This is a genomic window from Thermoanaerobaculia bacterium (genome assembly GCA_018057705.1).
GTDB lineage: Bacteria > Acidobacteriota > Thermoanaerobaculia > Multivoradales > JAGPDF01 > JAGPDF01.
This window is the reverse complement of the sequence record JAGPDF010000011.1, coordinates 33186-55580: the sequence shown is the minus strand read 5'-3', so window position 1 is coordinate 55580 and position 22395 is coordinate 33186. Positions and strand designations below refer to the sequence as shown.

General features: G+C 67.5%; 25 protein-coding genes, 1 tRNA gene, 1 other RNA gene and 1 pseudogene. 18 read left to right on the top strand and 10 right to left on the bottom strand.

From position 1 onward, the window contains the following. Positions 1–2: 2 nt before the first annotated feature. A complete protein-coding gene (locus tag KBI44_05405; protein MBP9143902.1) occupies positions 3–701 on the top strand; it encodes a hypothetical protein in 699 nt (232 codons plus the stop codon). A 15-nt stretch (positions 702–716) separates the two neighbouring features. Here KBI44_05405 and KBI44_05400 read toward each other — a convergent pair whose 3' ends face one another. Then, the gene (locus tag KBI44_05400; protein ID MBP9143901.1) at positions 717–2006 is read right to left on the bottom strand and encodes a PLP-dependent transferase; all 1290 of its coding nucleotides are present in this window, start codon (positions 2004–2006) and stop codon (positions 717–719) included. Between the two features lie 75 nt (positions 2007–2081). On the opposite strand from KBI44_05400, the gene mtnA reads away from it, so the two are divergent. Then, positions 2082–3146: an S-methyl-5-thioribose-1-phosphate isomerase gene (gene mtnA / locus KBI44_05395; GenBank protein MBP9143900.1), complete on the top strand. Its 1065-nt coding sequence runs from the start codon at positions 2082–2084 to the stop codon at positions 3144–3146. Positions 3147–3266: 120 nt separating this feature from the next. Here the strand turns inward: mtnA and KBI44_05390 are convergent, their stop codons facing one another. Together KBI44_05390 and KBI44_05385 are read right to left on the bottom strand one after the other, a co-directional pair. Next, positions 3267–3701: an ImmA/IrrE family metallo-endopeptidase gene (locus KBI44_05390; GenBank protein MBP9143899.1), complete on the bottom strand. Its 435-nt coding sequence runs from the start codon at positions 3699–3701 to the stop codon at positions 3267–3269. A 37-nt stretch (positions 3702–3738) separates the two neighbouring features. After that, a complete protein-coding gene (locus KBI44_05385; GenBank protein MBP9143898.1) occupies positions 3739–4116 on the bottom strand; it encodes a helix-turn-helix transcriptional regulator in 378 nt (125 codons plus the stop codon). A gap of 176 nt (positions 4117–4292) precedes the next feature. Here KBI44_05385 and KBI44_05380 point away from each other — a divergent pair, with 176 nt between their 5' ends. Together KBI44_05380 and KBI44_05375 are read left to right on the top strand one after the other, a co-directional pair. Next, positions 4293–4571: a hypothetical protein gene (locus tag KBI44_05380; GenBank protein MBP9143897.1), complete on the top strand. Its 279-nt coding sequence runs from the start codon at positions 4293–4295 to the stop codon at positions 4569–4571. A 307-nt stretch (positions 4572–4878) separates the two neighbouring features. Beyond that, positions 4879–5133 carry a DUF2188 domain-containing protein gene (locus tag KBI44_05375; protein MBP9143896.1) on the top strand — a complete coding sequence of 85 codons (255 nt, stop codon included), beginning with the start codon at positions 4879–4881 and terminating at the stop codon, positions 5131–5133. Between the two features lie 100 nt (positions 5134–5233). On the opposite strand, the gene KBI44_05370 is transcribed toward KBI44_05375, so the two are convergent. Together KBI44_05370 and ssrA are read right to left on the bottom strand one after the other, a co-directional pair. Further along, positions 5234–6967, bottom strand: coding sequence for a bifunctional metallophosphatase/5'-nucleotidase (locus KBI44_05370; protein MBP9143895.1), 1734 nt, complete (start codon positions 6965–6967; stop codon positions 5234–5236). 87 nt (positions 6968–7054) lie between these two features. Further along, positions 7055–7406, bottom strand: a transfer-messenger RNA (tmRNA) gene (ssrA, locus tag KBI44_05365). Between the two features lie 190 nt (positions 7407–7596). Between ssrA and KBI44_05360 the strand changes: the two genes are divergently transcribed. Both KBI44_05360 and KBI44_05355 read left to right on the top strand, forming a co-directional pair. Further along, the gene (locus KBI44_05360) at positions 7597–7869 is read left to right on the top strand and encodes a type II toxin-antitoxin system prevent-host-death family antitoxin (GenBank protein MBP9143894.1); all 273 of its coding nucleotides are present in this window, start codon (positions 7597–7599) and stop codon (positions 7867–7869) included. Beyond that, the gene (locus KBI44_05355) at positions 7866–8246 is read left to right on the top strand and encodes a PIN domain-containing protein (protein ID MBP9143893.1); all 381 of its coding nucleotides are present in this window, start codon (positions 7866–7868) and stop codon (positions 8244–8246) included. Before KBI44_05360 ends, KBI44_05355 begins: the two co-directional genes overlap by 4 nt. A gap of 141 nt (positions 8247–8387) precedes the next feature. Here the strand turns inward: KBI44_05355 and KBI44_05350 are convergent, their stop codons facing one another. Together KBI44_05350 and dusB are read right to left on the bottom strand one after the other, a co-directional pair. After that, positions 8388–8822 (bottom strand): hypothetical protein, encoded by a 435-nt coding sequence (locus tag KBI44_05350; GenBank protein ID MBP9143892.1) that lies wholly within the window; start codon positions 8820–8822, stop codon positions 8388–8390. Next, positions 8819–9817: a tRNA dihydrouridine synthase DusB gene (gene dusB, locus KBI44_05345; protein ID MBP9143891.1), complete on the bottom strand. Its 999-nt coding sequence runs from the start codon at positions 9815–9817 to the stop codon at positions 8819–8821. The genes KBI44_05350 and dusB overlap by 4 nt, the downstream gene beginning before the upstream one ends. A gap of 258 nt (positions 9818–10075) precedes the next feature. Between dusB and bshC the strand changes: the two genes are divergently transcribed. From bshC to KBI44_05290, 11 genes and pseudogenes are all read left to right on the top strand, one after another. Then, positions 10076–11749, top strand: a complete 1674-nt coding sequence (gene bshC, locus KBI44_05340) for a bacillithiol biosynthesis BshC (protein ID MBP9143890.1) — start codon at positions 10076–10078, stop codon at positions 11747–11749. A gap of 7 nt (positions 11750–11756) precedes the next feature. Then, positions 11757–13052, top strand: a complete 1296-nt coding sequence (locus KBI44_05335) for a sterol desaturase family protein (GenBank protein MBP9143889.1) — start codon at positions 11757–11759, stop codon at positions 13050–13052. Beyond that, positions 13049–13777, top strand: coding sequence for a bacillithiol biosynthesis deacetylase BshB1 (gene bshB1 / locus KBI44_05330; protein ID MBP9143888.1), 729 nt, complete (start codon positions 13049–13051; stop codon positions 13775–13777). The genes KBI44_05335 and bshB1 overlap by 4 nt, the downstream gene beginning before the upstream one ends. Positions 13778–13783: 6 nt before the next feature. Continuing rightward, positions 13784–14971 carry an N-acetyl-alpha-D-glucosaminyl L-malate synthase BshA gene (gene bshA, locus KBI44_05325; protein ID MBP9143887.1) on the top strand — a complete coding sequence of 396 codons (1188 nt, stop codon included), beginning with the start codon at positions 13784–13786 and terminating at the stop codon, positions 14969–14971. Beyond that, positions 14968–15312: pseudogene (locus tag KBI44_05320) on the top strand (YigZ family protein). The gene bshA and the pseudogene KBI44_05320 overlap by 4 nt, the downstream one beginning before the upstream one ends. A gap of 343 nt (positions 15313–15655) precedes the next feature. Continuing rightward, positions 15656–16297 (top strand): hypothetical protein, encoded by a 642-nt coding sequence (locus KBI44_05315; protein MBP9143886.1) that lies wholly within the window; start codon positions 15656–15658, stop codon positions 16295–16297. Positions 16298–16423: 126 nt separating this feature from the next. Continuing rightward, positions 16424–16780, top strand: coding sequence for a DUF4870 domain-containing protein (locus tag KBI44_05310; GenBank protein ID MBP9143885.1), 357 nt, complete (start codon positions 16424–16426; stop codon positions 16778–16780). Position 16781: 1 nt separating this feature from the next. Further along, a complete protein-coding gene (locus tag KBI44_05305; GenBank protein MBP9143884.1) occupies positions 16782–17108 on the top strand; it encodes a DUF4190 domain-containing protein in 327 nt (108 codons plus the stop codon). A gap of 14 nt (positions 17109–17122) precedes the next feature. Further along, the gene (locus KBI44_05300) at positions 17123–17557 is read left to right on the top strand and encodes a DUF2752 domain-containing protein (protein ID MBP9143883.1); all 435 of its coding nucleotides are present in this window, start codon (positions 17123–17125) and stop codon (positions 17555–17557) included. Between the two features lie 77 nt (positions 17558–17634). After that, positions 17635–17901 (top strand): membrane protein insertion efficiency factor YidD, encoded by a 267-nt coding sequence (locus KBI44_05295; GenBank protein MBP9143882.1) that lies wholly within the window; start codon positions 17635–17637, stop codon positions 17899–17901. Positions 17902–17940: 39 nt separating this feature from the next. Beyond that, a complete protein-coding gene (locus KBI44_05290; protein ID MBP9143881.1) occupies positions 17941–20223 on the top strand; it encodes a diguanylate cyclase in 2283 nt (760 codons plus the stop codon). Between the two features lies 1 nt (position 20224). Here KBI44_05290 and KBI44_05285 read toward each other — a convergent pair whose 3' ends face one another. Then, positions 20225–20902 (bottom strand): outer membrane beta-barrel protein, encoded by a 678-nt coding sequence (locus tag KBI44_05285; GenBank protein MBP9143880.1) that lies wholly within the window; start codon positions 20900–20902, stop codon positions 20225–20227. A 199-nt stretch (positions 20903–21101) separates the two neighbouring features. On the opposite strand from KBI44_05285, the gene KBI44_05280 reads away from it, so the two are divergent. Beyond that, complete coding sequence (locus tag KBI44_05280) at positions 21102–21701, top strand: peptidyl-prolyl cis-trans isomerase (protein ID MBP9143879.1); 600 nt, start codon at positions 21102–21104, stop codon at positions 21699–21701. A 156-nt stretch (positions 21702–21857) separates the two neighbouring features. On the opposite strand, the gene KBI44_05275 is transcribed toward KBI44_05280, so the two are convergent. Together KBI44_05275 and secG are read right to left on the bottom strand one after the other, a co-directional pair. After that, positions 21858–21942: transfer RNA gene (locus KBI44_05275), tRNA-Leu, on the bottom strand. Between the two features lie 50 nt (positions 21943–21992). After that, positions 21993–22394, bottom strand: a complete 402-nt coding sequence (secG, locus tag KBI44_05270; GenBank protein ID MBP9143878.1) for a preprotein translocase subunit SecG — start codon at positions 22392–22394, stop codon at positions 21993–21995. Position 22395 lies beyond the last annotated feature (1 nt).

Below are 22395 nucleotides of genomic sequence, written 5' to 3'. Positions count from 1 at the left end.
ACATGAAACTTGCCGCCACGCCCGAGGACGTGATCCCGAAGATGCTCGAGGAATTGATACCTGAGCGCGCTGAAGTTAACTTCAGCAGCTATGAGTACCAGCCAGGAGTTCTGGCGGACTCGAGGGAGATCTTCGTGCTAAGGCGAGAACACCTTGCTGACGAGTACTGCAAGCTACGAGCGAGTCTTTCGAGGGGGCGCGACCTCGCAATGCACTCCCAGGTCCTGATTCGTCACGGGGAGAGGGTCGAGATCTTTCACATTCCCATGGTCGATTTCAAGACTCCGACAATTGAGGATGGCTGGTCCACTATTGTCGAGATACTCGCTGATTTCCAATGTTCTAGCGGAGCGCTCTTTTTTTCCGGCCAGTCTTGGCACCTGTATGGTGCGGCACTTGTGCCTCAGGCCAGGTGGTCCAGTCTCATTGGCTCTCTGCTGCTCGCTAATAAGGATGGTGGTCGTCAAATTGTCGACTGCCGCTGGATTGGCCATCGACTAAGAGCGGGCTATTGCAGCCTAAGGTGGACGGCTAATCAGCCGAAGTACCTCGGAAAGCCACAGCTCGTCTTTCTTGGCGAGCTAAGGAGACTCAAGCACAGGCACTTCGTCAACTTCGTCAAGGAACTTGCCGAGACGCCGAGGCACCGCAAGTCCAGGGAAGCGCCTCGGGCCGCAGCGCAGCTCCAGAGCGTAATTTAGGCAGCAGCGAGGGCCTCAGACCGCAGCCAGCGCCTGTTCCGTGTCGGCCAGGAGGTCGGCCAGGTCTTCGATGCCGGCGGAGATGCGCACCAGGCCGTCGGTGATGCCGAGCTCGGCGCGTTTGTCTTCCGGAACCGAGGCGTGGGTCATGGAGGCCGGGTGCGAAGTCAGGGTCTCGACGCCTCCCAGGCTCTCGGCGAGCGACATGACTTCGACCGCATCCAGGAACTTCTTCGCCGCGGCGTAGCTCCCGAGCTCGAAGGTGATGAGCGCGCCGAAGCCGGTCGCCTGGCGCTGCTGCAGGGCGTGGCCGGGGTGGCTCGCGAGACCGGGATAGAAGACGTGCTGCACCTTGGGATGGCTGTCGAGGTAAGCCGCGAGGGCTCTTCCGTTCTGCTCGTGGCGCTCCATGCGCACCGCGAGCGTCTTGATGCCGCGCAGGACGAGGAACGAATCGAACGGCGACAGGATCGCCCCCTCCGACTTGATCACGAAGTTGAACCACTCGCCGTGCTCGGGGCTCTTCGCGACCAGGGTGCCGCCGATCGAGTCGCTGTGGCCGTTCAGGAACTTGGTCGTCGAGTGGACGACGACGTCGGCGCCCAACTCGAGCGGACGCTGGAAATAGGGCGACATGAAGGTGTTGTCGACCGCGAAGACGAGGCCGTGCTCGCGGGCGATCGCCGCCGCGCCGGCGATGTCGGTCACCTCCATCATCGGGTTGGTCGGGGTCTCGACGTAGATCATCCGGGTAGTCGGGCGGATCGCCTGGCGGATCTCGGTGAGGTCGGTCGAATCGACCCAGCTCGACTCCACCCCGTAGCGCGACAGCACCTGGGTCATGAAGCGGTAGGTGCCGCCATAGACGTTGCGCGAGAAGACGACGTGCTCGCCGCTCTTCACCAGGGTCATCAGGGTGGCGATCGCCGACATTCCCGAGGCGAAGGCGTGGCCCGAGAGGCCGCCCTCGAGCGCCGCAACGTTCTCCTCGAGGGCGAAGCGGGTGGGGTTCTGGACCCGGGCGTACTCGAAGCCCTTGTGCTTGCCGAGCTCGTCGTGAAGGTACGTCGAGGTGGCGTAGATCGGCACGGTGACCGCGCCGGTCGCCGGATCCGGATGCTGCCCGGCGTGGATGGCTCGGGTCGAAAAACCGAGCTTCTTGGGATCGCCTTTCACGGGTGAGGCCCCTTTCTTGCGCCGCGCCCGGCCCGGGGCCGGTACGAACGGTCCTGCGAAGGCTCGAGGTGAGCTCTGCGGCGACAATCCTATCAAGCCGACCTGGCCACCCCGCCGGCGAGCGGTCATCTTGCGACGGACGGAGAGAGCCGCCGACCGCCGCGCCAGGCGGGGAGAGGGAACTGTCCGGGCTAAGATCGACGTATGACGGATGACCTGCAACCAGCCGCCGAATTTCGACCGGTGCGCTTTTCCGGAGGCGCCCTCGAACTGCTCGATCAGACGCGCCTGCCGCACGACGAGGAGTGGATCCGTTGCTCCAGCGTCTTTAGCGTCGCCGACGCCATCCGGCGGCTCGTGGTCCGCGGCGCACCGGCGATCGGCATCGCGGCGGCCTACGGTCTCGTGGTGGCCCTCCTCGACCCCGACGATCCCGAGCCCGAGCCGAGTCGCCGGGTCGCGAATGCCGTCCGTATCCTGGGCGAGACGCGACCGACGGCCGTCAACCTGCGCTGGGCGCTGGAGCAGGGCGAAGAGACTTTCGAGCTCCTGCGAGCCGGAGGGGAGCGCCCGCCGGTCGAGCTGGCGGCGCGGCTCCTCGACTGGGCGCGGGCCCTGCACGACGACGACATCGACCGCAACCGGCGCATGGCGGAGCACGGCGCCGCGCTCTTCGCCCCCGGCGACCGGGTGCTGACGCACTGCAACGCCGGAGCTCTGGCGACCGGCGGCATCGGCACCGCGGTCGGCGTCATCGCCGCGGCGCACCGCGCCGGACGTCTCGCCGCGGTCTGGGTGGACGAGACGCGGCCGCTGCTCCAGGGGGCTCGCCTCACCGCATGGGAGCTGCTGCGGCTGGGGATTCCGCATCGCCTGGTCACCGACTCGATGGTCGGGGCGCTGATGAGCCGCGGCCTCGTCGAGCGGGTCATCGTCGGCGCCGACCGGATCGCCGCCAACGGCGATGCGGCGAACAAGATCGGCACCTACACCGTCGCCGTCCTCGCGCACCGCCACAAGGTGCCGTTCTATGTCGCGGCGCCGCTCTCGACCTTCGATCCCCGGATCCCCTCCGGTGCCGAGATCCCGATCGAGGAACGCGCCGGCCTCGAGGTCACCGATCTCGCCGGTCGGCGTATTGCGCCCGTCGGAACGTCGGGTTTCAATCTCGCCTTCGACGTCACCCCGGCGGACCTCATCACGGCGATCGTGACCGAGGAGGGCGTGCTGCACCGCCCCTTCGATACCGCGATCGCGGCGCTTTTCTAGCGGAGCTCGCCTTACTCGTTGGCAACCCTCCGACCCCTGGAAGCCTCTCGAAGTAGCGCCTTCAGGGAATGCAAGCGTTCCTAGGCCAGGTCGGGTCGAGCGACCCCTTTCGAGAAGAACTCAAAAAGAGGAGATCAGGCCGAGGTTAAGGAGGCGGTATCGGATCGCAGGTTCGCTGACAGCGAAGGTAGTGGCGAGAGAAATTACGAGCTGCTCTTCACTTGGTCGGCGCTTGGAAGTGCGTAGCTTCTCAACTGCGGCGTAGACCCAGGCGGCCGGCATTAGAAGTGCTGCAGCGAAGCCATTCGCCTCGATCTCTCGGGGATCCTGAGCAAGTGAGGAATCAGCATTGCGGAAGTTGACTCGCGCCGGCTGCTTGTCGACGAAAACGAGCTCTCGATGCAGCTGAAAATGCCCGATCTCGTGAGCGATGCTAAAGCGCTGCCGCGCCTTCGTCTGGGCGGAATCGACCATGATTAGCGCATCGGCGCCTTGTCGAATGAGCATTGCCGAGGTGCCATCTTCGAGCACGTCACGAACGACCTTGATTCGCAACGACTTCGCGACACCCTCAACGTCAACGGCCGGACCCTCAATCCCCAACTGAACTAGGAGCGCTGCTGCTTCTCGTTCTGGTCTTCTTAGCACTCGACTCTCCCCGTGGCTTTAGGTGCCTTTCGATCTGGTCCATAAGACCTTCGGAGACCTCAACCGAAGCAGCGCGAATCGACTCGCGGAGTTGTGCGACCGTGTCGACGGCTTCCGGTGGGGGTATGAGCGTCGCTGGCGCGACGTTCAAGGCCTTAGCGATGCGAACCAGAAGCTCCACAGAAACTCCCTGTGCGCCCGCTTCTATGTTCGCAATAGAGGACCGGCTGAGGCCAATCTCCGAGCTGAGCTTGGCTTGCGTGATCCCTCGCTCATCCCGGGAGGCACTTAGCAGAGCCCCGAGGCGCTCGTAGAAATCCATCCGAAACAGTATTGCCCACTGTCAGCCCAATAAACAACCCCCTCACCACCAGATGCCTGACAGTCAGTATTACTGACGGCCAGCGCACGACAGCCCTGTTGACATCTGTGCTATAATGGCGGAAAAGGTCGCAGCGGCAATGAGGCCGACTCGACTGAAGGAATCAAGGAGAAGAAATGCGCGTCTATTCCGTCAACTATGACCTCAACCGTCCCGGACAGAACTATGCAGGGCTGATCAGCGAATTGGAGAACTCGCCGAACTGGTGGCACTTCCTCAAGTCGTCCTGGCTGATCGCGACCTTCGAGACCCCCGAGCAGCTCTGGGATCGGATTTCACCCCACATCGACAAGAGCGACACCGTCCTGATCATCGAAGTGGTCAATCGAAGCGCCGGCTGGATGTCCCAGGAAGCTTGGGATTGGATCAACGTCAACGTCCGAAGGGCAGCTTGAGACCTTTTAGGCCAGAAAGGCGGACAACATGATCAGTGTTGAAGTCAACGGCAAGAAGGTGGCTCTCAGCCAGATGGCGTCGAGTTGGAGAAGGCGTTGATTCGGGAAACCGAAGCGAAGCTCAAGCAACAGTTGGATGGCATGACCTGCGCGACGCACGGGAAGAAGCCGTCCATCCGACTAGAGCAAGGGGCCTCGCTCGACAACCTCAGCATCGAGGTCACCGCGTGTTGCGATGCCCTCTTAACTGATGCCCAAGCAGCCTTGGGTGCAAAGTAACGCAGTTCAGTAGAAAAGGGAGGAAACGATGGCTAAGAAGAACGGGACGAACAACCGGTTTGTAGTAACACACAGTGACGGGTGGGCTGTAAAGAAGCCCCACGCCGACAGAGCCAGCGCAGTCTTCGACACGCAGCGCAAGGCGGAAGTGCGAGCCAAGGAAATTGTCGGCAATCTCGGCGGAGGCGAGGTCAGGATTCAGGGCAGAGACGGTCAGTTTCGCGACTCCGACACCGTCCCTCCTGGGAATGATCCGGTTCTATCGCGGGACTCTCGGCACTAGGTAGTCACCAGCAAAGGAACGGCGCGCGAGAGCGAGGCTTCGGCCGGCACCGACGCTGAGATCCAGAAAGGGAGGCGCGGCGCTTCACCTTAACTGCGCGCTAGGGCTCTTCGATGCGCACGATCCGGCCGTCGACGTCGGTGGTGATGCGCAGCCCGGGAAGCGCGGCGAGCGCCTCTTCGGTGAGCTGGCGCCAGGATATCTGCGGCTCTTCGAGGAGCGCCGGACTCGACTTGCCGTCACCGGCGGAGAACAGCGGATAGCCGTCGCGATAGCCGTTGCGCCAGGTGTAGTCGAGCGTCGCCGTGCGGTAGCGGCGCTCGAGGTCGAGCGGCGCGAAGCCGGCTTCGCCGTTGGGGCGCACCGCGACGTCGGCGGCGTCGACCCGCGTCGTGCCGTCGGCGGCGACGTGATAGCGAAAGCGCAGGCCGGAGATCTGCAGGAAGCGACCGTGTCCCAGGGTGGCCTGGGAGACCGACTTCTCGAGCAGCGCCAGAAGCTCGCGCCCGGTGAGCTCGAAGATGACCGGCTTGTCGTCGTAGTAGAAGATCCCCTCGAGCTCGTAGACGCGGAGATTCCCGCCCGCGGGTACGTCGTCGTTGACGCGGATCGCGCCGCCGTTGACGAACGCGAGGTCGGTACCGAGGCGCTCGCGCAGAACGTCGCAGAGGAGGTCGCCCAGCGCCGTCTCGCGGCCGCGGATCGCCGGCTCGGTTCCCTCGAGGAGGTGTTCGGTCGTCGCGACGACGTCGAGGAGCTTGCGGCCGGTCTTCTCCTCGACGGTGCGTGCCAGGGTCGCGAGGGAGGTGGCGACCTCGCGCACCATGTCGGGATCGACCGCCACCGCGGTGTCGAGCTCGAGCAGCGCGCTCGCGCCGCGAATCGCGCCGCCGGCCCGCCGGACGTCGATGCGATAGGCGGTCTTGGCGTCGGCGTCGGCCTTCGTGATCGTCGTCGCGCCGACGCGGAGAAACTGCGCGACGTGTTCATGGCCGCCGACGATCCAGTCGATGCGGTCGCCGAACTCCTTCGCCAGCCGTTCGTCTTCGCCGATCTCCTGGTGGGTGAGACCGACGACGAACTCGGCGCCTTCTCGCTCGAGGTCGTCGAGCACCCGCGCGACGGTGGCCCGGCGCGCCTCGAGCTCGTAGCCGTAGTCGACCCAGGGGCGGCGCTGGTCGTTCAACGTCAGACCGAAGATCCCCACCCGGATGCCGCCGAGCTCGAGAACGACATGGTCCTTCACGTTGGGGAAGAGGCTGTTCATCGGGCTGAGCGCAGTGCCGGCGCTCTCGGCGACCGCGATGTTCGACGAGATCCAGGCGAATTGCGACTGCGCAATGCGGTCGAAGAGCACCCGCGGCTCCGGATGATCGAACTCGTGGTTGCCGGGGGTGACGAAGAGAAGCTCGTCGAACGCTGCGGAGCCGTCGAGCAGGTTGAGCGCCTCGATCATCGGCACGCCCTGGAGGTACTTGCTCATCACCGAGGGGAAGAGGAAGTCGCCGGCGTGCAGGACGAGCACCGGCCGGCCTTCGCCCTCGAGCTCCCGGCGCAGGGTGCGCACCCGGCTCATGCCGCCCTCGGCGCCGGCCCGCAGCCCCTCGATCTTGTAGGTGTCGTTGATCTGGAGGATCGTGAAGCCGGTCGCGGCCGGCGCCGCTGCGGTCGCTGCGGCCGTCGAAGTCGTGGCGGCTGGCGGGTTGCCGGTGCAGCCGGCGAGCAGGCCGGCGAATGCCGCCGCGACGAACAACTGGATGAAGGGGATCCGCAGGCGGCAGACGGCAAGGAGTGAGCTCTGCCGACGCTCTGCGGCGAAGGGGGTCGTCTTCACGAAAGGCTCCTCGGAAAATCCGGCATGACCTGCAGATACGACAAAGGACACGATAGCAATCGTGTCCTTTTCAGCAAATGAAGAGAATGGTGGAGGCGGTGGGAATTGAACCCACGTCCGAGAAACGCGTCCCGAAAGTATCTACGCACATAGCCTTCACTTAGGGTCATCGCCCTTGCGCAATGCAGAAGGCCTCCTACGCAAGCGCCAGTTCCGATTTGACGATCCCGCTGAGGAGCGGAACCAACCTCAGCGTTCAGTCCACTTTAGCGTCGCCCCAGCCCGTGCCGTGGACAATGGCCCATGGCTGGAACGTCACGGTCAATTAAGCCGCGAGAGCGTAGTTGTCGTTGGCAGGTATAACTTGCCGTTTTACGGGTGCAAACCCGATGCGCAACCCTCGAACCGCACTGTTCCCCGTCGAACCCGGTGCGCCCCCAAATTATGAAAGAACCGTCCTGCAGGGAAGGGAACATAGCAGAAGCGGTCGGATATTCCCCCGGCGGTATCCACAGGCCGACCGAGAACGCTCCCGATCTCGGAGAGTATGGCCCTGCCGCGATCGGTCCCGCGTTGACTGGTCTGGTCTGACCAGAATAGATTGACAGCCGAGGCGCGAGGTATCGGCCATGGAATCCGTCTATTCAACCTATGAAGCGAAGGCGAAGTTCAGCGAACTGCTGCGCAAGGTGCGGCAGGGGGGGCGGGTGGTGATTACCTTTCATGGCCAGCCGGTAGCCGAGATCCGGCCGATCGAAAAGCGAATGGAAACGCTCGAGGAGCGCATCGAACGGCTCACGGCGGAAGGTGTCTTGAGCCCGGCGCCCGCCAAGAAGGGAACCTGGAAAGCGATTGCGCATCGCCCAGGAGCCCTGCAGCGCTTCCTCGACGATCGCGATTGAGCATCGCCTACGTCGACACCTCGTGCCTCGCGGCAATCCTGCTCGCCGAGCCGGGTGCGCGAGCTCTCGCGCTCGAGCGCTTCGATTCGATCTGGTCGTCCAACCTCCTCGAAGCAGAGCTCCTGGCTGTGGTTCAGCGCGAGGGAATCGTGGTCGAGCGCGAAGAGCTCTTTCACCACCTGCGGTGGATCCTGCCGGATCGCGCGCTCGGCCCGGAGCTCGGGCGGGTCTTCGCCTACGGGCAGGTGCGCGGCGCGGACGCCTGGCATCTTGCCTGCGCGCTGCTGCTCAGTCCCAAGGCCGAGATCACCTTCCTCTCCCTCGACGCCAGGCAGCGCGAGGTCGCAACTCGCCTCGGATTCGAGGTCGAGCCCTAGAGCACAACCCGACGTCGCCCCGATGTAACCGATCATCTGCGGTGGCCTCCCGGGCGGCGGTACCGGCGACAGGAGCGCGGTCGCTCCGTAGGCTCGCGATCGACCCCCCTCTGCGTCGGGGCGGAGAGGGGGTGCGGCGGGCTAGGGCTTGGGGAGGAGCGTGGCGAAGAACTCCTCCGGGCCGCTGTTCTCGAGGCGCGAGAGCACCAGCCACCAGGCGAGGAGGCCCATCACCACGGCGAACGGCAGCAGGGAGAGGAGCTTCGGGTTGAACGGCCAGGCGAGCGCCGGCACGAGCGCCAATACCGCCATGGCGAGCACCGCGACCGAGGCGCGCTGCAGCTCGAGATGGCTCTCCTCGAGCTGCCAGACGACGCGCGCACCGTCGCCCGAGGGCTCGAAGTCGACCCGGCCGACGAGCACGCCGCGGCGCAACCCGAAGACCACCGGCAGGACGAGCCGCCCGCCGCCCGCAGCGTCGGCGGTCCACTCGGCCCCCCAGGCGAGAGCGGCCCCGGCGAGCGCCTCCGGCAGGTCGGCGAGGGTCAGGGGAACGCGGACCTCGTGGCGGTTCAAGCCGCCGCCGCCGTCATCTCGTCGAAGAACTCCTCGACTGCGGCGAGGAACGACGGCACGTCCTGGAGCTCGTTGATGCGCTGCCGGAGCTCGCGGCCGTGCGGCACGCCGTGGGTATACCAGCCGGTGAACTTCCTGAGCTTGTGCATGGCGTACTTCGAAGGCTCGCGCAAGGCGACCAGCCGGAAATGCTCGAGGATCAGGTCGCGGCGGGCGAGGAGCGAGGCCTCCTGCGGCTCGCGACCCGCAAGGAGCTCGGCCGCCTGCTGAAAGATCCAGGGGTTCTTGGTGGCGGCGCGCCCGATCATGACGCCGTCGCAGCCGGTGGCTGCAATCATCCGCAGCACGTCCCCGGGCTCCTTGATGTCGCCGTTGCCGAACACCGGAATGCCGACCGCCTCCTTGAGGCGGGCGATCTCGTCCCACTGCACGGTCGCGTCGCCGGAGAACATCTGGCGCGCGGTGCGGGCGTGGAGCGCTACGCCGTCGGCGCCGTTCGCTTCGCAGATCCGGCCGAGCTCGAGGAAGTTTTTGCGCTCGTGGTCGAGACCGAGGCGGAACTTGACGGTGAGCGGAATCGAGATCGCCTTGCGCGCCGTCTTTACGATCGCCTCCGCGAGCTCGAGGTCGCCCATCAGCGCGCAACCCGAGCAGCCCTTGAGGATCTTGTTCGCCGGGCAGCCCATGTTGATGTCGCAGATGTCGGCGCCCATCGCCTCGACCCGCCGCGCCGCCTCCGCCATCGTGTCGGGGTCGGAGCCGTAGATCTGGATCGAGATCGGGCGCTCCTCGGGGAGGAAGTGCATCAGGTCGAGCGTCCGCGCGACACCGCGCACCAGCGCCCGCGAGGCGATGAACTCCATGGTCACCAGACCGACGCCGCCGATCCGCCGCACGATCAGCCGGAAGTCGCGGTCGGTCACCCCTGCCATCGGCGCGAGGACCAGGGGCGAATCGAGCGGGACGTTTCCAATGCGCAACATCGAATCGCTCATTCTACCGCGACAGGTCTTCGGACCCGGCTTCGACAGGGACAAGCCGGCCGGGGCTCGAAGAAATTTCTCCGCAAGTTCGCCGCCGACCGGGACTCGACGAAATCCCCTGTGCTCGGTCGGGACCCCAGGTCTCATCTGGATTTCTTCTCTTGAGGATGGGGCCCCCCGCCACTGCGCGCAGGGAATTTCGTCGAGCCCCGGCCGGCTACCGTCCTGCGCCCGCCCCAGGCCCCGCCTGCGTCCGCTAGGATGCGGCGGATGGCCGCTCCCCCTGAACCGATCGATCTCGTCGCCCACGGACTGGTGAAGGGGATGCCGGCCGCCTGGCTGGCCGGCAAGGAGACGGATCTTCTCGCCCCGCTGCGGTTGCTCGTCCCCGGGACGCTGCCCGAGATGCCGCCGCCGCCGGTCGACCGCCGGGGGATTGCCGCCGGTCTAGCACGCGCCAACGGCGCCTACGGCCACCCACGCGCCGCCGAGCTCGCGGCGAAGCTCGCCGATCCGGCGACCGCGGTGGTCGTGGGCGGCCAGCAGACCGGTCTCTTCGGTGGCGCGCTCCTCGCGCTGGTCAAGGCCGCGGTAGCGGTGCGCCATGCGGAGGCCCTCGAGGCCGCTGGGCGCCCGGCGGTCGCGATCTTCTGGATGGCGACCGAGGACCACGACTGGGCGGAGGTCGCCTCCGCCACCTTCCTCGGCCTGGCGGGCCTCGAGAAGCTGGCGCTCGCCGAGGATCCCTCGCCGCTCGCCCCGGTGGGTTGCCGTCGGATCGGGCCGGAGATCGAGAGCCTCTTCGCGGCCATGGGCGTGGGCTTCCCGAACGAACGCTTCGCGGAGTGGCGTCGGCGGTTGGCCGGATGGTGGGCCCCGGGCGCGCGCTTCGGCGACGCTTTCGCGCAGCAGACGGTGGACCTCCTGGGCGCGAGGTCGCCGCTGATGCTCGATTCGATGCTGCCGGAGCTGAAGGTCGCCGAGCGGCCGCACCTCGCCCGGTTGATCGAAGCCCGTGCCGAAGTGGAGACGGCCTATCGGACCGCAGAAGAGCGCATCGTCGCCCGGGGCTTCGACCTCCAGGTGGCGCCGCAGCGCGGCGCGAGCCCGCTCTTCCTGCTGCGCGACGGCGCCCGCCGGCGCATCGAATGGAGTGGCGATACCGGTTTCCGTCTGCGCGGCGCGCCGGGAAGAGAACCGGCGGAGCCGGTCGGCGACCTCCTGGCGCTGCTCGAGAGCGATTCGAGCCTGGTCTCCCCCGGAGTTCTGGCTCGCCCGGCCATCCAGGACGCTGTCCTCGGAACGACGTTGCAGATCATGGGGCCCGGCGAAACCGCCTACCTGGCTCAAGCGGCGGCGGTCTATCCCGTTCTCGGGGTTGAGGCGCCCTGGACCGCGTTGCGTCCGCAGGTCCTGGTCTTCGACGCCCGTCAGCGCGACCACCTGGCGGAGCTCGGCGCGACGCTCGAGGAGCTCCTGTTCGTGCCGGAGGCGATCGCCCATCGGCTCGCCGCGCTTGCCGGAGGTGGATTCGTCGCCGCCGCGCGACAGGACGCGGAGCGGCTTCTCGACAGCCTCCGAGCGCCGGCGGTGGCGCTCGATCCGACGCTCGAGAAGCCGTGGACGAAGACTCGCGAGACGGCTCTCTCCGCACTCGACGCCTTCGCTGCCAAGGCCGAGGCGGCGGCGGCGCGCCGCGGCGGTGTCGCCCAGCAGCGCTTCGAGAGTCTGCGCCAGGCGACCCGCCCCGGGGGCGGGCTGCAGGAGCGGGTTCTCTCGACCGCCTGGTTCGCCGGCCGCTACGGTGCCATCTTCGGCCAGGCGCTTCTCGACCAGCTCGTGCTCGATCCGCGGCGGCTGGTGCTCGTCGATCCCAATGCCGATCGCTCGGCGGGGACCGCCTCTCCCGGACAGGATCGGGCTAACATCGCAACCCTGCCATGAGTCGACCATGAGCCAGCAGGGATTCAACGCCATCGCGCTCGCCATCCCGGTCTTCTTCCTGCTGATCGGCGTGGAGCTCTGGGTCGAGCGTCGCGAACGCCGGCTGGATTCCGGCCGCACGCTCTACCGGCTGAACGACACCATCAACGATCTCGCCTGCGGCACGATCCAGCAGCTCGTGGGCGTCTTCGGCAAGACCGTGATCTTCGCCGGCTACATCCTGATCTTCGAGAGCTTCCGGCTCGCGACGCTCGACCCGGGCAATTGGATGCACTGGGCCGTCGCCTTTCTCGGCATCGACTTCTTCTACTACTGGTTCCACCGCGCCAGCCACGAGGTGAACTTTCTCTGGGCGGCGCATATCGTCCACCACCAGAGCGAGGAGTACAACCTCTCGGTGGCTCTGCGCCAGAGCGCCGTGCAGCAGTTCCTGGGGGCTCCTTTCTACTGGCCGCTCGCTCTTCTCGGTGTGCCGCCGATGATGTTCCTGGCACTCGACGCGTTCGACACCCTCTACCAGTTCTGGATCCACACCCGGACGATCGGGCGGCTGGGTTTCCTCGACGCGGTCCTCAACACACCCTCGAACCATCGCGTCCACCACGGCTCGAACGCCAAGTACATCGACCGCAATCACGGCGGCGTGCTGATCGTCTGGGACCGGCTCTTCGGAACTTTCCAGCGCGAGGAGGAGGAGCCGGCCTACGGCGTCACCCGCCCGCTCGCCAACTGGAATCCGCTGTGGGCGAACGTGCAATATTTCGGCGAGCTGGTCGCCGTGGCGCGCCGCACGCGCCGCTGGCGCGACAAGCTCCTCATCTTCCTCAAAGGCCCAGGCTGGCGGCCGGCGGACGTGCCGTTCGACAAGCCGCCGTACACGCCGCTCGAAGGCCGCAAGTACGACTCGCGTCCCCCCGCCGGCCTCTCCGCCGCGGCGGTCTCGCAGTTTCTGCTCGCGATGGGGGCCGTGATCGCGCTGCTCTTCGGCGGCGGGCGCCTGGGCAACGACGTCAAGCTCGCCCTGGCGCTCTTCGCGGTCTGGGGGCTCACCAACGTCGGCGGCCTCTTCGACCGCCGCGCCTGGCTGCCGGCGAGTGAGATCGCGCGCTGGAGCGCCACGATTGCGGCGGCGGCGCTGCTCGCTCCGGCGGGGTGGCGCCTCGTGGCTGCGGGCGGCGCGGCGCTCCTCGCGTTGGCGGCGCTGGTGCCGGTCGTGCGCCGGGGTTCGAGCTTCGCTCGTATGGCGCGCGCGCAAGAACCGATGCCGGTGCTGGGCGCCGGCGGGGAAGGAGTGCAGGCATGAGCGTCGACGTGCTGGCGATCGGAGCCCACCCCGATGATGTCGAGATCTGCTGTGGTGGAACGCTCGCGCAGATGGCACGAGCTGGCCGCCGGGTCGGGATCCTGCACCTGACCTCGGGCGAGGCGGGAACGCGCGGCACGACCGCCGAGCGGCAGCGAGAAGCGGCGCAGGCGGCGGAGATCCTCGGTGCCCAGGAGCTCGAGTTCCTCGCCCTGGGCGACGGCGCCCTGCGCACCGGACCGGCGGAAGAGGACCAGGTGATCGAGATCCTGCGCCGGTTGCGTCCCGAGCTCGTCCTCGGGCCGGCGACCCTCGACCGACATCCCGACCACGAGCGTGCCCATGCGGTGGTCGCGGCGGCCTGCTTCTATGCCGGCCTGGCGCGCCGCGGGACCGGCATCCCCCACCGGCCGGCGGCTCATTTCACCTACATGCAGAACGATTCGTTCGAGCCCTCCTTCGTGGTCGACGTCACCGCCACCTGGGAGATCAAGATGCGGGCGCTCGACGCCTACGGCACGCAGCTCCATCCGCGCCAGGGCGGAAGCAACCCGGCGGACGGACCGGTGACCAAGATCTCGTCGCGCGAGACACGCCTCGCGATCGAAGGCCGGGCGCGGCACTACGGCGACCAGGTCGGCGCCGAGTTCGGCGAGCCGTACCTCTCGCGCCGGACGCTCGCGGTGTCCGATCCCTGGCAACTTCTCCCTCGCGGCCTGCGTTAGAGAGTCATGCGGATCGGAATCAGCTGTTACCCGACCTTCGGCGGCTCGGGAGTCGTCGCGACGGAGCTCGCCATGGCGTTGGCCGACGGCGGCGACGAGGTGCATGTCATCAGCTACGCGCTGCCGTCGCGCCTGTCGCTGCTCGCGCCCAGCCTCTTCTTCCACGAAGTCGTCGTGCCGCACTACCCGCTGTTCGAGTACCCGCCCTATTCGCTGGCGCTGGCCTCCAAGATGGCCGAGGTGGCGCGTCACCAGAGGCTCGATCTGATGCACGTGCACTATGCCGTGCCGAACGCGATCTCGGCGGTGCTCGCCAAGCAGATTCTGGCGCCCCAGCCGCTCGCCGTGGTCACGACCCTGCACGGCACCGACATCACGCTGGTCGGCAACGATCCGAGCTACCTCGAAACGACGCGCTTCGGCCTCCGCATGAGCGACGCCGTGACCGCCGTCTCGAGCTCACTCCGCGAAGCCACGGTCGAGCAGTTGGGTCTCGAGGCGAGCCGTATCGAGGTGATACCCAACTTCATCGACCCGCAGCGCTACGAGGAGGTCAGGGGGTCGGCGGGGGCGCGGCGCTGGGCGAAGCCGGGCGAGAAGATCCTGCTCCACATCTCGAACTTCCGGCCGGTCAAGCGGATCATGGACGTGCTCGACGTCTTCTTCGAGGTGCGCAGGGCCATGCCGGCCCGGCTCCTGCTGGTCGGCGACGGCCCGGACCGGGCCAAGGCCGAGGAGCGCTGCCGGCGCGCCGGCACCTGCGGCTCGGTGACCTTCCTCGGCAACATCGCCGCGGTCGAGGAGGTGCTGACGGGCGCCGACCTCTTCCTCCTGCCGTCGGAAAGCGAGTCGTTCGGTTTGGCGGCGCTCGAGGCGCTGTCCTGCGCGGTGCCGGTGGTGGCGAGCACCGCCGGCGGCATCCCGGAGGTGGTTCGCGACGGCGTCGACGGCCTGCTGTTTCCGGTCGGGGACGTGGTGGCGATGGGCGCCGGGGCGATCGGGCTGCTCACCGACCCCGCGCGCCATGCCCGTTTCTGTGCGGCAGCCCGCGAGGGCGCGGTGGCGCGCTTCGCTCAGGAGCGCATCGTCGGCCAGTATCGCGCGCTCTACGAGAAGGTTCTGCAGGGAATGACGGCACCGCTCGCGCCGGCCGCTCCGCCCGCTCCAGTTGCCGCCGCGAGGGCCGCGACCTGACGGAGGGCTACCGGGTGGCGGTCGGCCCGGCCGAAGCCGAGGTCCGCGAGCTCGGCTCGCGATTTCTCGCCTACCTCGCACCGGCGCCGACCCCGGAAGCGGCAAAGGAGTTTCTCGAAGGGTTGCGCAAGCGCTACCCGGACGCCACCCATCACTGCTTCGCCTGGCGGATCGGCTGGCCGGCGGCGGAGCGCGCCGCCGATGCCGGCGAGCCGTCCGGCACCGCCGGGCAACCGATCCTGCGGGCGCTCGCCGGGGCCGGAATCACCGACGTCGTCGCCGTCGTCGTGCGCTGGTTCGGCGGCACCAAGCTCGGCAAGGGCGGCCTGGCGCGCGCCTACACCGCCGCCACCCAGCTCGCGCTCGAGGCCCTTCAGACCCGTCGCGAGCTGCCGCGCCGGAGCTTCCGGCTGCGCGTGCCGTACGAGCGCATCGGCGTCGTCAAACGCCTGGTCCGGGCACCCGTCGTGGAGCTCACGAGCGAGAGCTACACCGCCGACGCCGAAATCGTGCTGGCGGTCGTCGAGAGCGAGCTGCCGTCGTTCCTCGCGACGCTCGACGAGCTCGGGATCGCGGCCGAGCCGTTCGTGGGCTAGCCGCGACGTTGTCCTCTCTGCCCGGCCGATTCCGTTCCTTCCTGCAGTCCGGTTCGTCTGCAACCGGGCAGGGGAGACTCGACCGCCGATGATTCGCCGCCTCTTCCAGTGGGTTCTGCGCGGTGGCGCGCAGGGCGTGCCGATCGCCGGCGTCGCCGCGGCCAGCTGGAGCCCCGCCGGCGGCCTGATCCTCTACTGGGTGGAGAGCGTCCTGCTGCTGGGCGCCACGGCGATCCTGCTGGCGCTCTGGGCGCGCCGCGGCGCCGACCCGGGGGAGATCGCGCGCGCCGGGATTCGCACCCGCGACGTGCTGCTCGTGCACGGGGGCGCGTTCGGCATCTTCGGGCTCTTCCTCGCCGCGATCCTCTTCATCTTCACCGACAAGGGGTTCCTGACGACGGAGGGGATCCTCGCCGCCTCGGCCGGCCTCCCCTGGATCGCCCTGCTCGTCGGCGTCGAGCTCGCGATCGACCTCGCCCGGCTGCGGTCGGCGAGCGCCGCGGAGCTCGCGCGCCGGGTCGACGCTGGGACGCGCCGCTTCGTGCTCTTCTGGCTGACCGGCTTCGTCGGCACCTGGGTCATGATCCTCTCCGGCAAGCCGCTCCTCCTCTTCACCCTCTTCGCCGCCTCGAAGTTCCTGCTCGAAGCCGGCGCACTGCTCTCGCGCGGCACTTCGGCGAAGGCGTCGGCGAGCGCGGCGGGGAAATCGGCGGCCAAGGCGCCGGTTTGAAGAACCCCGCGCGGCGACACGCCCCGGGTGCCTCTTGTCGCTTGTCCACCCCGGAGGCGGGGTATAAACTGTTGAACGCACTCAACACATGCAGAACCACCAACTTCTCGTGAGGAGACGCTGACGATGAGCGAACCGTCCGTTCCGCCACCCCCGCCTGCTGCTGCGAACAACAACAAGACCCTGATGCTGGTGCTCGCCTACCTCGGCCTGCTGGCGCTGGTGCCGCTGCTGACCGAGAAGGACGATAAAGAGGTGCAGTGGCACGCCAAGCACGGGCTCGTCCAGTTCTTCGCCTGGATCATCGTCTTCGTGCTGTTCTCGATCCTGTCGTTCATCCCTGGCGTCGGCTGCGTGACCAGCATCATCTCGCTCTTCCTCTGGATCCCGTATCTGATCGTGACGATCCTGTCGATCATGAAGGCGGTCAACGGCCAGCGCTTCCTCATCCCCGGCCTCTCCGACTTCGCGGACAAGTTCTGAGATGAACGACCAGTACATTCCTCCGCCGCCGGCCCCGCCGGCCCCGCCGGCCTCGGCAGGCTCGAGCAAGGCGACAACGGCGCTCGTTCTCGGAATCTTGGGTTTCCTCTGCTGCCAACTCTGCGCACCGTTCGCCTGGTACATCGGCAAGAACGAAGTCAAGGCGATCAAGGAGGGCAGCAGTCCGGCCGCCGGTCAGGGCACCGCCATGGCGGGAATGATCCTCGGCATCATCGGTACGATCTTTCTTGTCCTCGGCGTGATCTGGATCTTCTTCATGGGTGGCCTGGCGATCATGGGGGCGATGGCGGACGCGGCAGGCAACTAGGCAGGAACCTGGAGATGTCGGCGGTGCGGTACTGGTGGGCGACGGGCCTCGGGCTCGTCGCCCTTTTCCTTGCCCTCGCCCTCTGGGACCCGGCCGTTGCCGGCGGCCCAGACCTCTGTCTTTTCCACCGTGCCACCGGCGTTGCCTGCGCGGCCTGCGGCCTGACGCGCGCCGCGGCGGCGCTCGCGCAGGGGAAGTTCGCGGAGTCCTGGCGTTGGCATCCGCTGTTCGCGCTTCTCGCCGTCGAGGCGGCGATCTTCTGGCTCGCCTGGGGAGTGGCGCTCCGCCGGGCGAGAACCGCCACTGCGCTGTCGAGCACCCAGGAAGTGCCCGAGCCCCCGGACCTCCTCGTGCTGCGGCGGATCGCGCCCAAAGCTGCGATCGCGACCGGACTTCTGCTGCTCCTGGTCTGGATCGTGCGCCTCGCCGCCGGAACGCTACCGGCGTGAGTCGAGCCGCATCGAAGCCTCCGCCAGGCAGGTCGCGGACGCTGCGTCGCCGCTGGCTCCTGGCCGGGCTCTTCGCCGTGGCTCTCTGCGCTTTCGACTGGAGCCTTCCGCCGGCAAAGCAGGTCACGGCACGTCTCGAGCTCGGCGCGATCCGCCGTTACCAGGCTTGGCTCTCGCCCTGGCTCCACAGAGGCGGCGTGCGCTGTCGCTTCACTCCCTCGTGCAGCCAGTATGCCGCGGCAGTCGTCGCTCGCGACGGCTTCGTCACCGGGAACTTCCGCGCGCTCGGGCGTCTGGTGCGCTGCGGCCCCTGGACGGCAGCGGGAACTGCGGATCCGCCGTAGACTAGCCGGCATCCGAGCCGGGAGCACGACGAGACCCTCTTGCCCATCACCTCTCCGATTCTGCGCCGAGGGCTGATCTATTTTCTGCCGGTGCTGTTGCTGGCCGGGCTGTTCTACCTCAAGGCGACGCACGCCGACGCCGCGAGCGGCCGCCGCGTCGGCTTCACGCTCAACGACGGCGCCACCGGGGTGAGCATCCGCGAGCTCGTGCCGGGCTATCCGGCCGAGAGAGCGGGCCTGCGGGGCGGCGACCGGATCCTCGAGATCGCCGGACGGCCGATCCGGATCGAGTCCGACTACGATCTGGTCGCAATCGACTTCCGACGCGGCGAACCGGTGCCGGTCATCGTCGACCGCGCCGGCCAGCGGGTCACGCTGACCCTGGCGCCGGGGGTTGCAGTCTCCTGGGGCTCGCTCCTGCTCGACCTCCTGGTGGCGATCGCCTACGTCGCGCTCGGTCTCGTCGCGGTGGGGCAGGCCGGGCAGGACGTCCGGGCCCGGCTGCTCTATCTCTACTCGCTGGCCGTGGCTGCGGAGCTCTCGTTGCCCTCCGAGCCGGTCAATCTGCTCGCGATCGGTCTCTGGTCGACGGTCGGCTTCTACCTGATCTCGGGCTTCCAGATGGGCGCCGAAATCCACCTGTCGGCACTCGTTCCGGAGCGTCCGATGTGGCTCAGGAAGCGGCCCTGGCTGGTGCCGCTCTTCTACGGCATCGGCGGCGTCGTCGCCGCGAGCACGGCGATCGCGATCCTCGTCGAGACCAAAGGCGGGAGCCTGCCGTGGACGTCGAGCCAGGCCGAGTTCCTGCTTCTCGACCTCGGGCTGCCGTTCTGGGCGACGACGCTCGCCCTGCTGCTGGGGGAGCGCTTCCTGCATCATCCGCGGCGCGAGGGGCGGCAGCAGGCGGGGCTGGTGCTGCTCGGGCTCCTGCCCTGGATGTGCGTCGTTTTCTTCCTCGCTGGCCGGCAGCTCCTCGGTCTGCCGACGGTGGCGGTGCCGCAGGCGGTCTGGACGTTGGTGCTGCTCGCTTTTCCGGTCGCCGTCTTCGTCGCGATCTTCCGCTACCAACTCTTCGACATCGAGCTGGTCATCCGCAAGAGCCTGCTCTACGGCGCGCTGACCACCTCGCTGGTGCTCCTCTTCTATGCCGCGCTGGGCGCCGGCGGGGCGCTCTTTGCGCGCTCGCTCGAGGGCGGACGGGAGTCGGTCTGGGTGGTGTCGGCGGCGACGCTCGGACTGGGTCTGATCTTCAATCCGATGCGCAAGCGTCTGCAGCGGCTGATCGACCGACGCCTGTTTCCGGAGAGCGAAGCCTTCCGCCAGCGCGCCCTCGGCATGGTCGCCGAACTGCCCGCGCGGGGCAAGCTCCCACGCATGGGCGAGTATCTCTGCGACGAGCTCTGCCGGACGTTCGGGCTGCATTCGGCGACGCTTTGGATCGCGGCGCCGCCGATGGGGCAGCTCATGAGCCTCGCGGCCTCCGGGATCGCACTCGAAGACTCCGAGCAGACGGTGCTGCTCGCGCCCGACGACGTGGGGCTGCGCGCGCTCACCCGCGGGGCGCGCCCGATGCCGGCCTCGCAGCTCGAGCGTGCCGGCGGCTCGCTCGCCACGCGCCTGCGCGGCGCCGGTGCCGAGCTCACCGTGCCGATGCTCTCGCACGGCAGGCTGGTGGGCCTGCTACTGCTGGGCGCGAAGAAAGGCGGCGAGCGTTTCGTCGCCGAAGAGCTTGAGCTCTTGAAGGTCCTCGCCGGGCAGGCGGCGACGGTTTTCGAGAACGCCCGGCTGTTCGAGTCCGCGACCTTCGAGGGCCTGACCGGCCTTTACCGCAGGGAGGCCGTGCTGGAGATTCTCGATCGCGAGTGGAGCCGCTCCATCCGCTACGATCGTCCGCTCTCGATCGCCCTTGCCGACCTCGATCGCTTCAAGTGGATCAACGATCGCCACGGCCACCTGGCCGGCGACCTGGTGCTGCAGCGCGTCGCGGCGGAGCTCCGGGCGCAGCTCCGGGAGACCGACTTCATCGGTCGCTTCGGCGGCGAGGAGTTTCTCATCGTGCTGCCCGAGACGCAGCTCGACGGCGCCCTCCGCCTCGCCGAGAAGATCCGCGAGCGCATCGAGGCGCTCGAGATTCCGATCGAAACCGGCGAGCCGCTCAAGGTGACGCTGTCGATGGGGGTCGCCGGACGCGCCGAAGTGCGGGCCGACGGCAAGACCCGCGCCCGTCCGCTGCTTTCGGCGGCCGACGCGGCCCTCTACACGGCAAAAAGAAACGGCCGCAACCGGGTGGAAGCGGCCGAGCCCGACTTCGGATCGAGTTGAGCTACCAGGCGATGATCAGGCCGGTGGAGAACTGCGCCTGGTCGAAGGTGTTGGAGTAGCCGTAGTCGTAGTAGTCGCCGCAGTGGTAACAGTCGTCGTAGTAGTAGTCCTCACCGTCGTCGAGCAGAGTCCAGAAGCCGCGGCCTTCGAAGCGCAGCCCGATGTTGTCGGTGAGGAAGATCTTGACGCCGCCGCCGATCGAGCCGGAGAACTTGTTCTCGGCGCTCGCTCCGGGCACGTCCGGATTCAGATTCGCGACGCCCAGGCTCGCGACGAAGAACGGATGCACCTGGCCGTTGCCCCACTGGAAGAGGCCGCCGACGTGGTAGTAGCTGACGTCGAAATCGGCCACCCCGATATTGCCGCCGAACAGGCCGTCGTCATACGCCAGCTCGGTCTGCTGGCGGCTGGCGAGGAGCTCGATCTGCGCCCAGGGCGAGAGCGGGATGCCGAAGGTGACGCCGAACGCCTCACTGTCGTCGGCCTCGAGCTCGAAGTCGAAGAAGTCGCTCTCCTCTCCGGAGAGCGTGCCGCCGAAGTTGTACGACACGGTCGGCGTGAGCTCGAAACGCCCGCGGACGTGCGGACTGTTGGTGTAGTCGGCGTCCTGGGCGAAGGCCGCCGGGGCGAGAAGCAGAGTGAACAGCGCGATGAACTTCCACGAAGAGATGCGGCGCATCGAAAAGCCTCCCAGGTTCCTCCGGGGTTGAGTGTGTGCTTCCGGAGCCTGCCCGACTAGGGTAGCAAACTCGATACCAGGCACCCGGCCGCTCCGACTCAAGGCCAGACCGCCGCCCGCACGGCCGCCGGGGAGGCCCGAAAAGCCTGCGATGCTACGATTCGGGTTTGCGCAAACCCAACCACGACAAGGAGAAACCATGAGTCCCGCCATTTTGCTGTTTGCCGCTGCCCTGCTGGGATCCGACTCGCCGCAGCCCGCCGCGGCCCCCGCGACCCCGGCTCCGGCCAAGGCCGCGAACCCGCGCGTCGAGCTCGACACCACGCTCGGCAAGATCGTCCTCGAGCTCGATCCGGAGAAGGCGCCGAAGACGGTCGCGAACTTCCTCGCCTACGTGAAGTCGGGCCACTACGATGGCACCATCTTCCATCGCGTCATCCCCGGCTTCATGATCCAGGGTGGCGGCTTCACCCCCGATATGAAGCAGAAGGCGACGCAGCCGCCGATTCCCAACGAGGCCGACAACGGTCTCAAGAACAAGCGCGGCACGCTCTCGATGGCGCGCACCAGCGACCCGGGCAGCGCCACCTCGCAGTTCTTCATCAACGTGAACGACAACCGCTCGCTCGATCACACCGGCAAGACCGCGGGCGGCTGGGGCTATGCGGTGTTCGCGAAGGTCGTCGAGGGGATGGATGTGGCCGACAAGATCGTCAACGTGCCGCGCGGCAATCGCGGACCGTACGGCGATGTGCCCAATACGACGGTCGAGATCAAGAAGGCGACGCTCCTGCCGTAAGGGGCACTGGCGCGGGACCGGCCCAAGCGGGCCGGAAAGGGAAAAGGCGGCGTTCGCGGATCTCTCCGCACGCCGCCTTTCGCTTGTCTGCCGCTTGCCGTGCGGCCCCTGCTACTACCTTCTACCTACCGCGGGTTCTGCAGATCCTGCAAAGAGTGGTGCCGAGCGCCGGACTCGAACCGGCACGGGTTACCCCACACGCCCCTCAAACGTGCGCGTCTACCAATTCCGCCAGCTCGGCTTGCTCGAAAGACATCAGTTTTTCCGGAGTTTCCTGTCTGCGAATCGATTCTACTGGTTCGGCGTCTGCGGTGCAGGCGCGTCGGGCGGCGTCGCAGGCGCAGCCTCTGGAGATGCCGTGGGCGTTTCGGTCGGGGCCGCAGCCGGAACGGGGGGCGCTGGAGCCGGCGTCGCCGGAGCGGAGACCGGAGCCGGCGCGGCGCTCTTCATGACCGACGAACCTTCGACGTTGCCCTTGATGTAGGCGATGCCCAGCGTCGTCAGCATGAAAGCGACGAAACCGCCGACCGTCATCCGGTGCAGGAGGTTGGTCGCGCTGCGGGCGCCGAAGGCGGCCATGGTGGTGCCGCCGCCGAAGACCGAAAGATCCGCACCCTTGCCCTGCTGGAGCAGGACCACCAGGATGAGGAAGATGCAGATGATGATGTGCAGCGTATAAAGCAGATAGATCACG

Excerpts from the sequence above, each read along its gene's own strand:
- KBI44_05405 (MBP9143902.1), top strand. The coding sequence starts at position 3 with ATGAAACTTGCCGCCACGCCCGAGGACGTGATCCCGAAGATGCTCGAG.
- KBI44_05400 (MBP9143901.1), bottom strand. The coding sequence starts at position 2,006 with ATGACCGCTCGCCGGCGGGGTGGCCAGGTCGGCTTGATAGGATTGTCG.
- mtnA (MBP9143900.1), top strand. The coding sequence starts at position 2,082 with ATGACGGATGACCTGCAACCAGCCGCCGAATTTCGACCGGTGCGCTTT.
- KBI44_05385 (MBP9143898.1), bottom strand. The coding sequence starts at position 4,116 with ATGGATTTCTACGAGCGCCTCGGGGCTCTGCTAAGTGCCTCCCGGGAT.
- KBI44_05380 (MBP9143897.1), top strand. The coding sequence starts at position 4,293 with ATGCGCGTCTATTCCGTCAACTATGACCTCAACCGTCCCGGACAGAAC.
- KBI44_05375 (MBP9143896.1), top strand. The coding sequence starts at position 4,879 with ATGGCTAAGAAGAACGGGACGAACAACCGGTTTGTAGTAACACACAGT.
- KBI44_05360 (MBP9143894.1), top strand. The coding sequence starts at position 7,597 with ATGGAATCCGTCTATTCAACCTATGAAGCGAAGGCGAAGTTCAGCGAA.
- dusB (MBP9143891.1), bottom strand. The coding sequence starts at position 9,817 with ATGAGCGATTCGATGTTGCGCATTGGAAACGTCCCGCTCGATTCGCCC.
- bshC (MBP9143890.1), top strand. The coding sequence starts at position 10,076 with ATGGCCGCTCCCCCTGAACCGATCGATCTCGTCGCCCACGGACTGGTG.
- KBI44_05335 (MBP9143889.1), top strand. The coding sequence starts at position 11,757 with ATGAGCCAGCAGGGATTCAACGCCATCGCGCTCGCCATCCCGGTCTTC.
- bshB1 (MBP9143888.1), top strand. The coding sequence starts at position 13,049 with ATGAGCGTCGACGTGCTGGCGATCGGAGCCCACCCCGATGATGTCGAG.
- bshA (MBP9143887.1), top strand. The coding sequence starts at position 13,784 with ATGCGGATCGGAATCAGCTGTTACCCGACCTTCGGCGGCTCGGGAGTC.
- KBI44_05315 (MBP9143886.1), top strand. The coding sequence starts at position 15,656 with ATGATTCGCCGCCTCTTCCAGTGGGTTCTGCGCGGTGGCGCGCAGGGC.
- KBI44_05310 (MBP9143885.1), top strand. The coding sequence starts at position 16,424 with ATGAGCGAACCGTCCGTTCCGCCACCCCCGCCTGCTGCTGCGAACAAC.
- KBI44_05305 (MBP9143884.1), top strand. The coding sequence starts at position 16,782 with ATGAACGACCAGTACATTCCTCCGCCGCCGGCCCCGCCGGCCCCGCCG.
- KBI44_05300 (MBP9143883.1), top strand. The coding sequence starts at position 17,123 with ATGTCGGCGGTGCGGTACTGGTGGGCGACGGGCCTCGGGCTCGTCGCC.
- KBI44_05285 (MBP9143880.1), bottom strand. The coding sequence starts at position 20,902 with ATGCGCCGCATCTCTTCGTGGAAGTTCATCGCGCTGTTCACTCTGCTT.
- KBI44_05280 (MBP9143879.1), top strand. The coding sequence starts at position 21,102 with ATGAGTCCCGCCATTTTGCTGTTTGCCGCTGCCCTGCTGGGATCCGAC.